Annotated in this window: 14 protein-coding genes; 4 read left to right on the plus strand and 10 right to left on the minus strand. The window is 35.9% G+C overall.

Going from position 1 to position 13,966, the window contains the following annotated elements; all coding sequences use genetic code 11:
* Positions 1–9: 9 nt before the first annotated feature.
* Complete coding sequence (locus Q8S25_RS10370) at positions 10–2,502, minus strand: YfhO family protein (RefSeq protein WP_305537438.1); 2,493 nt, start codon at positions 2,500–2,502, stop codon at positions 10–12.
* A 39-nt stretch (positions 2,503–2,541) separates the two neighbouring features.
* Here Q8S25_RS10370 and Q8S25_RS10375 point away from each other — a divergent pair, with 39 nt between their 5' ends.
* Together Q8S25_RS10375 and Q8S25_RS10380 are read left to right on the plus strand one after the other, a co-directional pair.
* Positions 2,542–2,826, plus strand: a complete 285-nt coding sequence (locus Q8S25_RS10375) for a hypothetical protein (RefSeq protein ID WP_305537440.1) — start codon at positions 2,542–2,544, stop codon at positions 2,824–2,826.
* Positions 2,826–3,608 carry a queuosine precursor transporter gene (locus tag Q8S25_RS10380; RefSeq protein ID WP_305537442.1) on the plus strand — a complete coding sequence of 261 codons (783 nt, stop codon included), beginning with the start codon at positions 2,826–2,828 and terminating at the stop codon, positions 3,606–3,608. Before Q8S25_RS10375 ends, Q8S25_RS10380 begins: the two co-directional genes overlap by 1 nt.
* A 6-nt stretch (positions 3,609–3,614) precedes the next feature.
* On the opposite strand, the gene Q8S25_RS10385 is transcribed toward Q8S25_RS10380, so the two are convergent.
* Positions 3,615–4,166, minus strand: coding sequence for a hypothetical protein (locus Q8S25_RS10385; RefSeq protein ID WP_305537444.1), 552 nt, complete (start codon positions 4,164–4,166; stop codon positions 3,615–3,617).
* A 111-nt stretch (positions 4,167–4,277) separates the two neighbouring features.
* On the opposite strand from Q8S25_RS10385, the gene Q8S25_RS10390 reads away from it, so the two are divergent.
* Complete coding sequence (locus tag Q8S25_RS10390; RefSeq protein ID WP_305537446.1) at positions 4,278–4,868, plus strand: RNA methyltransferase; 591 nt, start codon at positions 4,278–4,280, stop codon at positions 4,866–4,868.
* On the opposite strand, the gene Q8S25_RS10395 is transcribed toward Q8S25_RS10390, so the two are convergent.
* The 7 genes from Q8S25_RS10395 to miaB all read right to left on the minus strand — a co-directional run bounded on the left by Q8S25_RS10395 (position 4,857) and on the right by miaB (position 11,743).
* The gene (locus Q8S25_RS10395) at positions 4,857–5,807 is read right to left on the minus strand and encodes a YihY/virulence factor BrkB family protein (protein WP_305537448.1); all 951 of its coding nucleotides are present in this window, start codon (positions 5,805–5,807) and stop codon (positions 4,857–4,859) included. The two genes, Q8S25_RS10390 and Q8S25_RS10395, sit on opposite strands and share 12 nt — an antisense overlap.
* Before the next feature lies 1 nt (position 5,808).
* Positions 5,809–6,888, minus strand: coding sequence for an endolytic transglycosylase MltG (gene mltG / locus Q8S25_RS10400; RefSeq protein ID WP_305537450.1), 1,080 nt, complete (start codon positions 6,886–6,888; stop codon positions 5,809–5,811).
* Positions 6,889–6,954: 66 nt separating this feature from the next.
* On the minus strand, positions 6,955–7,314 hold the full coding sequence (gene secG, locus Q8S25_RS10405; protein ID WP_305537452.1) for a preprotein translocase subunit SecG: 360 nt from the start codon (positions 7,312–7,314) through the stop codon (positions 6,955–6,957).
* A 1-nt stretch (position 7,315) separates the two neighbouring features.
* On the minus strand, positions 7,316–8,485 hold the full coding sequence (locus tag Q8S25_RS10410; RefSeq protein WP_305537454.1) for a hypothetical protein: 1,170 nt from the start codon (positions 8,483–8,485) through the stop codon (positions 7,316–7,318).
* 22 nt (positions 8,486–8,507) lie between these two features.
* Positions 8,508–9,032, minus strand: a complete 525-nt coding sequence (locus Q8S25_RS10415) for an LptE family protein (RefSeq protein ID WP_305537456.1) — start codon at positions 9,030–9,032, stop codon at positions 8,508–8,510.
* Positions 9,016–10,305 carry a sigma-54-dependent Fis family transcriptional regulator gene (locus tag Q8S25_RS10420; RefSeq protein WP_305537458.1) on the minus strand — a complete coding sequence of 430 codons (1,290 nt, stop codon included), beginning with the start codon at positions 10,303–10,305 and terminating at the stop codon, positions 9,016–9,018. Before Q8S25_RS10420 ends, Q8S25_RS10415 begins: the two co-directional genes overlap by 17 nt.
* Before the next feature lie 10 nt (positions 10,306–10,315).
* Positions 10,316–11,743, minus strand: a complete 1,428-nt coding sequence (gene miaB / locus Q8S25_RS10425; protein ID WP_305537460.1) for a tRNA (N6-isopentenyl adenosine(37)-C2)-methylthiotransferase MiaB — start codon at positions 11,741–11,743, stop codon at positions 10,316–10,318.
* A 114-nt stretch (positions 11,744–11,857) separates the two neighbouring features.
* Here miaB and Q8S25_RS10430 point away from each other — a divergent pair, with 114 nt between their 5' ends.
* Positions 11,858–12,808: a DUF3078 domain-containing protein gene (locus Q8S25_RS10430; protein WP_305537462.1), complete on the plus strand. Its 951-nt coding sequence runs from the start codon at positions 11,858–11,860 to the stop codon at positions 12,806–12,808.
* On the opposite strand, the gene Q8S25_RS10435 is transcribed toward Q8S25_RS10430, so the two are convergent.
* Entirely contained in the window at positions 12,805–13,926 is a 1,122-nt protein-coding gene (locus Q8S25_RS10435; RefSeq protein WP_305537464.1) for a 5-(carboxyamino)imidazole ribonucleotide synthase, read from the minus strand. The genes Q8S25_RS10430 and Q8S25_RS10435 overlap by 4 nt on opposite strands.
* Positions 13,927–13,966: the final 40 nt, after the last annotated feature.

Genomic DNA, 13,966 nt, shown 5'->3' on the forward strand with positions numbered 1-13,966 from the left:
TAGGGAGCATTATGCTGATTTCGTTTTTTTGAAACCGGTGATAATTGCCCCTAATAATAGTAACCAGATAATAACAGATGATCCTACTGCTGCTTTAGAACCTATTGCATAAGAAGTAGGTTCAAACTTGAATTCGATGGTATGTTCACCAGCAGGAATTTCCATTCCTCTTAATACATAGTTGGTTTGCAAAATGGCAGATTCTTTTCCATCAATAAATGCTTTCCATCCAGCATCATAAAATACTTCACTAAAAACCGCAAACTGATTGGCACTAGATTTATACTGATAAGTTGCAGCGTCATTTTCGTTCTTTAATAATTGAATACTTGCTGTACTATCATATTTAATGGCACCAATTCTAGTTTTGTCTTTTTGATCTAATAAAGCGGTTTCTGAAGGATTAAAATCGCTAATTGATTTCATAATAGCGGCAGGTCCTTCCTTAAATTCAACCGATTTTACCAACCATGCTGCACCCAGCGCATTGGGGTTTTGCTGAACGGTTGCTTGACCAGTTTGTGGATCAGGCATGATCAGGTATTTGGTATTCAGCATATTCAAAGCAGGCATACAATTGGGAAACTTAAAAAATTGATTTTCTATTAAATCTTGGTAGATGCTCAATTTTGCTGGGTGGTATCCACCCACCGATTTATGAAAATATGCAGTAAGTGCACCACCATTAAATGCAGCAGAAACTCCTTGGGTTAAGTTTAATACCCTATAATAGCCGGTATCTTTTAATATCTGCTGGTCAGCTGCAGATGGGGCAAAATTATTCTCATATTCTGCAGCATCTTGGTAATTATCAGCATTCAGGTATTTGCTATTAATCCCAAATACATCAATCATTGCAAATATGCCTATGATAGCTGTGACGATGATTGGATTAATTTTTTGTTTGATGGCGGCAAACACCGCAGCTCCAGCCACTGCACAGAATAATAGGGTTCTTAATAAGTCTCCCAACACCAAACTTTTTCTATCTTCTCTTAACCCATCAACAAACGATTTCACTGGGGCTTCAATTTGAGCACGCTGCGTAGCATCGGGTATTTTGCTAATTTGATCCATTAACATTTTATCGCCTGAATTACTAAAGTCTGCAGTTAAATAAACCAATAAGGCAATTCCAAAAACAGCAGCAACTGCCATTAATCCTTTCTTATATTTTTCCCAAAGCAAGGTTTTGTTTTCTTCGGTAATAATGGTATTTAGAGACAATGCGGCCAACATACAAAGCAAGAAAGTGGGAACAACCAAAATCATACTTGGAGCTCTAAACTTATCGTAAACAGGTAAGTATTTGAGCATGGCAATATTGAATCCCTCTAAATATTTGCCCCAACTCAGCATCAAGGTGAATACAATGGCAGCCCCCATCCAATAAGTATATTTTTTATCTACGATCACAAATCCAATCAATGCTAAAAAGCAAATAATTGCGCCTGCATAAGGAGGGCCAGATGTACCAACACCATCAATCCCCCCCCAATAAAATTGGATATACCCTTGTATTTGCTGGGCCAACTCTTGTGGCATTTGTTGCAATGCTGCAACGGCTTGAGACTTTTCTTGTGCCACTTCTAGTTGGTTACTGCTACCTCCATAAAATCGGGGGAACATCATCACCAATGGTTCTGTTTTATAAACACTATAGCTTAATGCATAATCTTTGCTAAGACCAGTCTTGGTTACATTGGTTGTACTGTCTGCTAATACACTTCCCCCTCTAATTGTTTTTTTTGCATATTCATAAGTGGTAAACAGTGTAACTGCATTCACCAAGATTCCTAATACTGCAGCCATAATTGCTAACCCTGCTGATTTACCTAAATGCTTCCAGTCTTTTGCTTTAATACAGGTAACTGCAAAAGCAACACTCATAAATAATATGATCAAAAACCCATAGTAAGTAATTTGTAAATGGTTTGCGCCTAGTAGGAGTGCAGTAAATAGTGCCGTCAAAGCCGTGCCCGCAATATATCTTTTATTGTAAATCAAAATCAATGATCCAATTACTGCTGGCAAATAGGCAATGGCATTCATTTTAGTGTCATGCCCCGCTGCAAGTATTATTGGATTATAAGTTGCATAAGTGTATGCCAATGCGCTAAAAATGCCTATATATGCATTGATACTTAACACTTGCGTTAAGAAGTAAAAACACAAACAAGCCAAAAAGAAAACACCAACGGGTTTGGGCAAACCTAATAAAATGATATCGCCTAAATACCCTACAGAAACGGGGTTTTCACTTATGCCAGTTATTTGATAAGCGGGCATTCCTCCAAACATACCATTGGTCCAAAGAGGGAAATGACCAGTGCGCTCTTTTGCCTGAAATGAATTTTGAGCCATCCCTTTCCATTGGGTTACATCGTGTTGCTGCAATACTTTTCCTTCCAATGCTGGCTTACAATAAATAAGGGCAACTAATAAGAAAATCACCACTGCAAGTGCGTGTGGCATTAAGGCTTTCCAATTGATCCTGTTCATAGAATTTAAAATATGCAGCAAACCTAATAACTTTATGGTATGAGACCACTTTTATTTGCCACAAGAATGGCTTTTATCTGTAATATGCTATTTATTTTATGTTTAATCGTGCAAAGAACCTATGATTTTATACCCAATAAAGACCTTAGTGCTATGGTTGTATTATTGGGTTGGATTGTAGCCCCTATACAGAATTTGATTGCGAACATTTGGTATGGATTGGTGTTAGTCAGTAAATCAACTATACGTTTGCCACTGTGGATAGCAGTGACTAATATGGTATTATTGATTATCCAATTTATTGTATTTATAATACTCCCTTAGTGATAAGTAAAATATTAAATGATCGCCCAACTAAACTTTTCTTGGGTATAACCGCCTTCTTCGTAGCAAATGCTTTAATTGCGGAATGTATAGGCGGTAAAATTTTTTCTCTCGAAAAGTTATTGGGTATTGAACCCTTCAACTTTAGCCTTTTCGGCCAATCTGGGTTGGCATTTAATCTTACTTGTGGGGTGCTTTTATGGCCGCTGGAATTTGTAATCACCGATATCGTAAATGAATATTATGGCCCCAAGTCGGTAAAACGAATTAGCTATACTGCAGTAGTATTAATATTATATGCCTTTATTATGTTTTATGCTGCTATGGAAATTCCACCCGCCGATTTTTGGGTAGGATCTGGATTAGACAAAGGGATACCCAATATGCAGTTGGCTTTTGGTGGCATTTTTGGTCAGGGTATGTGGATTATAGTAGGAAGTTTAACGGCCTTCTTAGTAAGTCAAATAGTAGATGTGACTGTTTTCCATAAAATCAAAAAAGCCACAGGAGAAAAATGGGTTTGGTTAAGGGCTACAGGGTCAACTTTGGTTTCTCAAATGGTAGACAGTTTTGTGGTTTTATTTATTGCTTTTAAAATTGGAAATGGTTGGAGCTGGCAATTGGTCTTGGCAATAGGGGTAGTGAATTATATGTATAAGTTTACTATGGCAATTTTATTGACCCCATTGATTTATTTTATTGAGAAAAAAATAGAGAATTACGTTGGCAAAGAAACTGCTTATAAAATGAAAAGGGAAGCAATGGGATTGGCCAATGAATAAAGGTGTTTACGCAACTGCACTTTTAGAAAGTGAACCCGAATTGTTAGGGTCTAAATGATCAATAATATAATCATAGTGTTCTCTTTCCAATCTTTTTTGGTCTACTCTATGTTTTACTAAAACGCTCACCCCATAAATAAGATAAGCTGCTTGAATATATACAAGTAGTTGAAAAATGCCCAATGCCAGTGTGTTATAATAAGACCATTTTTTATATGCAGGCAATTCACCCATATAGTATCTCCACTTAATATTTATGGGTAACGCATATGTATAAATAAAGAGTATAGTGGCTATTAATAAACAAGAAAAGAATACATGTGCCCAAGAAGCAAAAAAGCTTCTCTGTCCTAAGTCTCTTAAAACGGAATGCATCATAAAAGGGATAAGCATTACCAATAAACTGATACCAATTAGAGTGGGGAACGTTAAAATATAATAATTATCGTCTAAGTACAGCAATGCCACATCGCTGTAAGCAGCGTAGTTGGCCAATAGGCCAAATAGTATAGGTACCGCCCAGAGTAAGTTCTCTGCACGGATGAGTCTTGCTGTCATAGGGTTGACGAACGGGTACAGTACAAAAATATATTAATAATTCAAGACTAAATTGCAATTTTGCTCTAATTCATCCCTATTTACCTTAAAATACCAACCTGTTTGTACCGAATGACACCTGAAAGAGCTCGAAAATTAGACGAAGTAATTAATAAACGCCAGAATGGCCTTACTGTGGTTATGGAAAATGTGCATGATCCCCATAATATTTATGCGGTGATGAGAACTTGTGACGCAGTTGGCATTCAAGATATTTATGTCTTGAATACAGAATTGCCTAAGGATGGATATTTTGGAATTAAAAGCAGTAGTAGCGCCAATAAATGGCTGACCATTCATTCATTTAACAATGTTAAAGATTGCTTTGCCGAATTACGAACAAAATACCAATCCATTTATACTACCTACTTGGGGGAATCAAGTAAGTCGGTCTATGATATCAATTTCACTAATAGTATTGCCTTAGTTTTTGGCAATGAACACAAAGGCGTTTCAAAAGAAGCCAGAGACTTGGCGGATGGCAATTTTATTATACCCCAAGTTGGAATGATTCCTAGTTTAAATATTTCTGTAGCCTGTGCAGTTGCTATCTATGAAGCTTTCAGGCAAAGAAAAGTAGCTGGATTATATGACCAAAATGCGCAGCCGCATCCAGCTGCTGCAGAAATAAAATCTTTATGGGCAAGTTTCTCAGCTAGTTGATTCTTGTAGTTTTTTCCTTTGTGCAGCATGTTGGGTTAAATAGGTAATGCTTACATTTAATTCAAACCCAATTAATAGAATTAGAGAATTGATGTATGCAAGAATCATTAAGATCATAATAGTACCTATTGATCCGTACACCTTATTATAATTTCCAAAATTATTAACCCAATACGAAAACAATAACGTAGTACTTAATATAAGTGCTGTAGCTAAAAGGGAACCAGGCGAAACCAGCTTCCACCTGATTTTTACGGATGGGGCATATTTATAAATAAAAGCAATTCCATAAAAGAATAATCCAATAATCACTATCCATCTTATACTGTTTAGCCAAGCTAGATTTGATTTTTTAAGTCCTAGTAGTTTGCGTAGCAAATAGGTGAGTTGTTCTTGCCCTAATAAAATTAAGGTAGAAGCAATAAGTAGTAAAATGATTATTGTAGTTAGTTGTATGGCCTTCCAACGCTGGTGAAGAAAAAATCTTTTGTGCTCCATAATGGACCTGTCAAAAGTAATAATGAGAGACATCATTGCATTAGAAGCATAATAAACCACTAATAAAAATCCAAATGAAAATACCCCTAAACTTCTCTGCATTAGGTCGTCCATTAAATTGGCAATAATTTTATAGGTGTTCGAGTTGGGGCTTATGTCTTCAAATAACCCAAGCATTTGTTGCTTAATATTTAGAAATTCAGGAAAATAGGGTAGAATTGAAAACAAGAATAATATGGTTGCTGGAAGCGCCATAATTAAATTGAAAGAAATAGCGGCAGCTCTTTCATTTAATCCAATTTTGTTTACTTGTTTTATAAAGAAAACAACTACATCGTAAAAAGGAATGCCTTGGAACCCCGGAATATACAATGCTTTGCTTTTTCGAATAACAAAAGCAATAGGAGGCCAATTCAGTATAATTCTTTCGAGTTTAGTCATACTATGGTTTTTCAGCCCTTTTTTTCAACATATAATCATCTAATTTTTTCTGGTATTCTTTTGCTTTGGCATTGTGTTCTTCGTAATTATTGCTAAAATGGTGATAGCCACTAAAATCACTCTTTGCTACAAAATAAATATAGTCTGTTTGAGGCGCATCTAACACAATATCAATGGTTTTAGGTGAAGGGGTACATATAGGTCCCGGTGGTAAGCCTTTAACTTTGTAGGTGTTGTATGGGGAAGGGTTGGTTAAATACTTTTCATAAATACGCGTAATGGTAAAATCATTCATTGCATATTTGATGGTTGGACATGCTTGCAAAGGCATTTGTTTTTTTAATCGATTGAGATAAACACTCGCAATTTTGTATTTATCTGCATCATAGTTGGTTTCTTCATCTACAATAGAAGCAAGAATATACACTTGCTCGGGTGTCATTTTTATAGCTGCTGCTTTTTGAAGTCTATTATTTTTCTCCCAGAAATTTTTAGATCCGGTACTTAGTTTCTGAAGTATGGTCTTCATAGACGCATCTGCAAAATAGTTATAAGTGTCGGGTATTATTTTGGTAAATAATAAAGTGGTGTCTGAATTAATTTCTGCTAATGAATCATTAGAGCTTAAATAGTCCATAACTGTGCTAGAATCGGTCATAAACTGTTTGCTGATTAACTTAGCTAACTCTGCCTTGGTTCTAACTCTATTGATGACTAATTTAACTTCTGCCAGCCTGCCATTCTTAAGCATTCTAACAATATCTAAGATGCTTTGACCTTTCTTTATTTCGTACCTGCCTGGTTTCATTTTATCCCAAATATTAAAAGGGGCGCCAGCTATTCCTAAAAGACTATTAAATCTTAGAATACCTGCATCTTCAAAAACTTTTAAAACCGCAGATTTTTGGGTATTGTCCTTTTCAATAGTTACCATTCTGCTTTTTTCATTAAATGCCGTTGCAGATAAAGCAAAAAGCCAATAGGTAATAAAAGCAATTAAAACAATTGCTAAAGTAATAAAGAGGAAAGTTTTTTTAGACCTACTGGTTGCTTTGGGAGGTGATTGTTTTTTTCGAGCCATAAAGTAAAATAAATAAAAAACCCTGTCTTTTTTACAAGGCAGGGTTTAAAATAAGTGTAAATATCTTTATTTCTTAGATGTATCAGTTTTTGTTGGTACTGTAGCAGCAGGTGCTTGTTGAACACCAGAAGCAGCAGGAGCAGGGCTAGTGGTAGTGGTATTGATCTTCTGAAGAACTTCAGTGTCAACATCAGTTGAACCGCCTTTTAAAAACAAAGTAGAGAATAATGCCAATAGGGCTATGATAGCGGCAAAAATCCAAGTGCCTTTCTCTAAAACATCGGTTGTTTGCTTAACACCCATTAATTGATTGCTGATTCCACCCACATTACCGGCTAAACCACCACCTTTGGGATTTTGAATCAATACCATAAAGGCCAAGCCCACAGCTGCAATCACAATTAGAACCAAGAACAGATAAATCATTTTAAATACCTTTTAATTGTTGAATTTTGTCTGCAAAATAAGCGGTTTTTTCAGGATTAGAGAAACTTAATTTGATATAAAGCTGAATTGCCTTATCAATTTGGCCTTGCTTTGCTAAAACTTCGGCCATTGTTTCGGTCAAAATTTCTTTAGATTCGTTAGAAACCAAGGCTGTTTCAGCTACTTTTTTCTCCTGTTCAGGACTAGTACCAAGGTCTTCAGGGTTTGGACTATGATTTTTCATGTCTTTTAACCAATCAGTAAACCTTCTCAATTTGGTAGTAAGTTTGTCTTGCGGAATCTTACTTAAATCAATTTGAATACCCTGAGAAGCGAAATAATCAATTGTATGTAATTTATCTTGAACAGGCTCAATGGCTAGTTCTGTTTCTTTCTCTATTGGTTTTCTAAATTCAGCCAACTGATTAGACAAAATACTGGCAATTTTGGCATCGCTCTTATCTTGATCGGGGTGTGTAATTGTGCTACTCGTTTCTTCTTCACTGTATTCCTGTTCCGGCAATAGCGGCTCAAGAATAACTTGCTTGGCTTCAATTGGGGCAGGCATTTCGGTTGGTTCCGTGTCATTTAAAGCACTAAATACCGGATCGAAAGGTTCGCTATTTGGAACTTCAGGCAGCGTATAATCCACAGGCGCAGAAGGGGTATTTTCTCTAATAACCGGAATGATTGTTCCAGGTTTATCAATAGGTTCAATGCCTTTCATTAATTCTCTAACACTCTCTATAGTCGGTATAGAGATATCTGGATTAGGCAGTTCAGGAGCTTCAAAACTCTTTTCTGCAGATTCAATGGTTTCTTCAATTTTGGGCAAACTGATCATTTCATCCCACTCAATATCCTTTTGACGAATGGAGCGAAGCAACGCGGTATCCAATTCTTGTTTTGGAGCCTGATCAATACCTGGGTCTTTTAATGCTTCTAGTTGAAATTGAAGCCAATGCGGATTCGTAAAATACAGCGCCGTTTTCATGGCTTGTGAACCAACCAAAGGGTGATCTTCTTTTTTTAATTTTGCAGCAAATAAGTATTGTCCTGGCGAAAAGAAAGGATAATCGTGCACCAATTTTTCTATTGCTTCCATTTTAATGGAAGATAGGTCGGCACTGCCTGTTAAATGAACTAAAGCTTTTTCCTGCGTAAATTTCATAAAAAATAAAGATACAACTCTCTTACCAGTTATTAAATATGCGATTGAATATTTCGTCTGTTAAGTTCCTAACAACTTCATCTAATAGCTGTCCCTCTGCTTGTTGCAAGGTTAAATTTGCGGAGAAGTCAAAACTTCTGGAAACATCAAATTCTTCTACTTTGTTTTCTAATGTTTTTCGTAGTACAATATGAACTGTAACAGTTAATCGGTTGGTACTGGCCTGTTGAGCAGAAACACCTACTGTTTGACTTGGGTCGTAGTTGGTAATGGCCCCACTTATCACATAATCTGCATCATCATTATTTGTTCTGGTTAATTTGGTTTGCCCAGTAATTTTTGATTGTAACTTATCGGTTAATTTAGGACTCAATTGTGGGTTAACATACCTCGCCCTATTTTTAATAAATCCAATCTTAACTGTTTTTACATTTGTGGGTATAACAGCATCATTAAATTTATATACAAAACAACCACTCAGTGAAAGCGATATCAATAGTAGCAATGTGGCAATTTTTTTAGGCATCAAATTATTCATCAATATCATATTCTTTCAATTTGCGGTATAAAGTTCTTTCACTAATACCAAGATCTAATGAAGCATCTTTTCTTTTTCCTCTATGCTTTTTTAGGGCCTTGATGATTAATTCTTTTTCCTTGTCCATGATATTTAAAGACTCTTCAACTTCTTCGTGAACTTGAATATCCTCATTATTTAAAATCACTGGTAAAGATCCGTTGTTGCTATTTGCTGGAAGTAAATTATTTTGACCTGCATTTAATGAATTGACATTATTGTTCGAATTCATTACAGGCATTTCATTAGCATTTCCTGCATAATCGTTCAAAATAGACTCCTTAGTAAAATTTGCTGCTGTTCCTGCTAACGAAGGGTTTTGTAAAATTTCTACAAACATCTTTTTTAACTCGGTAACATCCTTTTTCATATCAAAAAAGAGCTTGTATAGAATTTCTCTTTCATTGGCAAATTCTCCAGTACTGCTTCCTGTTCCAGCTAACATGGGCATTCTGTTGTCTTTCTTTTCAGGAAGAAATATGCGCATTTCTTTACCGCTAACTTGATTAGTAGGGCTAAGAACAGAAATTTGCTCTGCAATATTTTTGAGTTCTCTAATATTACCAGGCCATGGGTATTGAATCAACATTTCTTTTGCCTCATCGTCTAATTGAACAGGGGTAGTTTTATAGCGTTCAGCAAAATCAACTACAAACTTTCTGAATAATAAAAGAATATCGTCTTTTCTATCTCTTAACGAAGAAACCCTTATTGGAACAGTACTTAATCGGTAATAAAGGTCTTCCCTAAATCTTCCTTTTTGAGTAAACTCTAATAATTCTCTATTGGTTGCAGCAATTACCCGAACATCTGTTTTCTGAACTTTAGAACTACCCACCCGAATAAATTCACCTGTTTCAAGCACCCTCAATAATCTGGCTTGGGTGCCCAATGGCATTTCCCCAATTTCATCCATGAAAAGGGTACCTCCATTCACTGTTTCAAAATATCCTTTTCTACTATCTACTGCACCGGTGAATGCACCTTTTTCATGACCAAATAATTCAGAGTCAATGGTACCTTCAGGTATAGCTCCGCAGTTAACTGCAATAAATGGGTTGTGTTTTCTAGATGATAATGCGTGGATGATTTGAGAAAAAACTTCTTTACCCACACCACTTTCACCTACAATCAAAACGGTTAAATCGGTAGCAGCAACTTGCACTGCAGTATTCAATGCATGGTTTAAAGCGGGGGAGTTGCCAATAATTCCAAATCTATTTTTAATACTTTGTAAATCCATAATAAATGGTTTAAGGATGATCCACAATTGTACCTAAAAGGGTAGCCCTAGTGCAATCGTGAATTTTTACCCAAACATAATCACCAGGTTGTTGGTTTTCATTTGATTTGGGGAATACGGTTATTTTATTTTGACTGGTTCTGCCTGTCCAATCATTGGCATCTCTTTTGGAGCGTGTTTCAATTAATATTTTAAACGTTTTACCAATATCATTTAAGTTGCTTCTGGTAGACAGTTCTCCTTGTTTGTCTACAATTTCTTGCAAGCGACGCTTTTTATCTTCTAATGAAATATCATCCTTGAATCTTCTTGCCGCCAATGTTCCAGGTCGCTCGCTGTAGAAATACATATAGCTCATATCGAAACTACAATAATCCATTAGGGTTAATGTGTCTTGGTGTTCTTCTTCGGTTTCTGTACAAAAACCAGCAATCATATCAGATGTTAAACCACAATTCGGCAAGATTTCTCTAATGCGATCTACTTTAGCCAAATACCATTCTCTAGAATAAGTTCTATTCATTAGTTGCAATACCCTTGTGTTTCCACTTTGTACTGGAAGGTGAATGCACTTACAAATATTTTCATATTTAGCCATAGTATATAACACAACATCTGTGATATCTTTTGGATGAGAAGTGCTGAATCGAACCCTTAAGTCGGGGCTAACTAATGCAGCTTGTTCTAATAAATTGGCAAAAGTGACCGTTTCGTTGCCCGTTTCATTCACCCAATGATAACTATCTACGTTTTGGCCTAGCAGGGTTATTTCTTTATAGCCTTGATTAACCAACAATTTGATTTCTTCAATAATTGAATTGGCAGATCTACTTCTTTCACGCCCTCTGGTAAATGGAACCACACAAAAGCTGCACATATTATTACAACCTCTTGTGATTGAAACAAATGCGGTAATACCATTGCTATTTAATCTTACGGGAGCAATGTCGCCGTAGGTTTCGTCTCTACTTAATAATACATTTACCCCTTTTTGGCCACCAGAAGCTTCTTTAATTAAAGTTGGTAGAGACCTGTAAGCATCTGGACCAATTACCAAGTCAACCAATTTTTCTTGTTCTAGTAATTGAGCTTTTAATCTTTCGGCCATACAACCTAAAACGCCAATAAGCATTCCAGGTCTGGTTCTTTTTATTTTTCTAAATTCAGTTAATCGTTTCCGAATGGTTAGCTCTGCTTTTTCTCTTATAGAACAAGTATTAATTAAAATAAGATCAGCTGTTTCAAAATCGGGGGTTGCGCTAAATTCATTTTCTTGTAATATGGAAGCAACTACTTCACTGTCCGAAAAGTTCATAGCACAACCATAACTCTCTATATAAAATTTCTTGCCATCCTGTATAGGGGCAACACTAGCTTTAAACGCTTCTCCTTGTCTTGCTTCGTCGTGTTTTTTATTCAGTAATTCAGCCAGTTCCATCCTTTGTTAATTAAGCTACAAATGTACTGAATATCCTCAATTTATGCCAGTTTGTCAGCGATAATACAAGAAAAATTGCGTGGGTTTCCTATATTTGATTTGAAAAATGTATACATGAGTAGAATTTTCCTGTGGTTAACCCTAATGTTAACAACCGGATTTATTGTGAAAGGGCAGGACAATGTGGTGCAGGCATTGAAAAGAGAGATTAACCGAACAATAAAAAAGGACAATGATACAACAGGCTGGAACTGGAAACGGGGAGGGTTATTTAGTTTCAATCTAGCGCAGGGTTCGTTAAGTAACTGGGCGTCTGGGGGCGATAATTTTTCTCTAACCGCCAATGGATACATGAACTATTTTATATTATACAAATACAAGCGACATTTTTGGGATAATTCGGTAGATGTTAATTTAGGTTATATACAAAGCACTAGTTTAGGAAGCCGTAAAAACGATGATCGTTTAGATTACTTAAGTAAATACGGATACAAAATGGACTCTTTGGGCAAATGGTATGTATCTACGCTAATAAATTTTAGGTCTCAATTTTTTGATGGGTACACTTTTAATAATAATCAACCCACTTTTACTTCTTCATTGTTATCGCCTGCTTATATTATTTTATCTGCTGGTTTCGATTACAAGCCCGATCAGTATTTATCTATTTTCATTTCACCGCTAACGTCAAGGTGGATTGTTTTAGCCAATAAATCCTTATCAGATAAGGGAGGGTATGGGGTTCCGGCTGGCGCAGGAAATTTTAATCAAATAGGAGCTTTCATCACCCTAAATTATAGCAACACCATTGCTAAGAATATCACATATAAAGGCAAAATGGATTTATTCTCCAACTACCAAAGTAAGCCTCAAAATGTAGACTTGTTTATGACGAATTTATTCTCTTTTAAAATTAATAAATTCTTCTCAGCAACCTATAGTTTAGACCTAATTTATGATGATGATGTAAGACTATTTGGACCTTCAAAAAATTCTCCCGGCCTTCAAACCAAAAGCTTAATAGGTATTGGTTTTTTAAAGCCATTGAATACCAAAAGAAGTTAATTGGCTTTTACTTTAAGTGTATTCTTTATTTTATTGGCTTTATGAGTCAGGTCTTGATAATCCTTATGCATGATGGTGACATGTCCCATTTTTCTACCTGGCTTTGTGGTAAGTTTGCCATATAAATGAACGAAAGCATTATCTGTTTTCAGTACTTCTTCTAAACCTTCATACACTGCATTCCCACTAAAACCCTCTTCACCAATAATATTTACAATTGCAGCGGGAAGAATTGGTTCTGTATTGCCCAATGGATATTGAAGCATAATTCTCCACAACATATCATATTGACTACAGTAATTGGCTTCAATGGTATGATGTCCGCTGTTGTGAACTCGTGGTGCCGTTTCGTTAACCCATACTTCATCATTTTGGTCAATAAACATTTCAACAGCAAATAGCCCAGGGCTACTAAGTGCTTTAACCAATTTAATGGCAACTGCTTCCACAACCCAAAGCACTTTTTCTGGTATTAATGCAGGACTAATTTGGTAGTCTAATAAGTTTAATGCTGGGTTAACCATCATTTCAGATGCTGGAAATATTGCGGTCTCACCTTTATCATTCATTGCAACAATTAAGGCTATTTCTTTTTTAATTGTCACTTTTTTTTCTAACACACTTGCAGCACTAAATGCCTTATCAAGATCAAATTCATTATTGATTATTTGAACCCCTTTGCCATCATATCCGCCTTCGCCAATTTTATGTACGGCAGGCAAAAAAGAAAGATGATTGAGTAAATCTTCCTTAGACTCGGTTATTACAAATTCAGAGCTTGGAATGCCATTGTCTTTGTAAAATTGTTTTTGCGTGATTTTGTTCTTGATAATGCGAATGGCCGAAGGGTGGGGGTAAACTTTAACCCCTTCAGACTGCAATTTTTCTAATGCGTCAACATTTACAGACTCAATTTCAATGGTAATTGCATCTAAATTTTTACCAAATTGATATACTGCATCAAAATCGGTAATATCCCCTTTAATGAAATTGTGACATAAATGCGCCGAAGGACAATTGGGGTCATTTTCTAAAACATAGGTATCTACCGTATAATTAGCTGCTGCTTGAAGCAACATACGACCTAATTGACCACCTCCAAGAATTCCAATTTTCATAAGGCCAAAGATAACTAAATTTGCTTCGATGCTACCTGAT

Source organism: Sediminibacterium sp., assembly GCF_030695065.1.
Lineage (GTDB): Bacteria > Bacteroidota > Bacteroidia > Chitinophagales > Chitinophagaceae > Sediminibacterium.